Source organism: Roseateles sp. P5_E1, from assembly GCF_054049335.1.
On the sequence record NZ_JBFUMN010000272.1, the window covers coordinates 1 to 629 of the forward strand.

Annotated in this window: 1 protein-coding gene; it reads left to right on the top strand. The window is 70.0% G+C overall.

Features of this window, described 5'->3' with window-relative positions; translation table 11 throughout:
* Positions 1–629, top strand: a 629-nt coding sequence (locus ACXJKJ_RS30985) for a cation:proton antiporter domain-containing protein (RefSeq protein WP_457395392.1), incomplete at both ends; no start/stop codon positions are given.

The following is a 629-nucleotide window of genomic DNA, read 5'->3' on the forward strand; positions in this document are numbered from 1 at the left end:
GGGAAATGGCCGCCGGCCTGATGATGGGGCCGTTGGTGCTGGGGGCGTTGTTGCCGCAGCTGCATGGCGCGCTGTTCCCGCCCGCGTCGCTGGGGTCGCTGGGCCTGCTCAGTCAGTTGGGCGTGCTGATGTTCCTGCTGGTGGCCGGGGCCGAACTGGACCTGGGCGGGCTGCGCGGGCGTCGTCGCTTCGCCTTCGTGGTCAGCCATGCCGGCATTGCGGTGCCGTTCGTGCTTGGTGTCGGGCTGGCGATCTGGTTGTACCGCGCGCACGCACCGAGCGGGGTCGGCTTCACCGGCTTTGCCTTGTTTGTCGGCATTTCATTGAGCATCACCGCCTTCCCGGTGCTGCTGCGGATCCTGGCCGACCGCGGCATGACCAGCACGCCGCTCGGGCAGACCGCGATCGCCTGCGCTGCGCTGGGCGATGCCACCGCGTGGTGCCTGCTGGCGCTGATCGTGGCCGCCGCACAGGCGCAGGGGTGGGGGCCGGCGACGATCAACCTGGTCTGCGTGGTGGCGTTTGTCGGCGTGATGCTGGCGGTGGTACGGCCATGGTTCTCGCGGCAGGTGATCGCCCCCGGCCAGGAAGGGCGCTGGCTGCTGGTGATGCTGCTGATGGCACTGGGC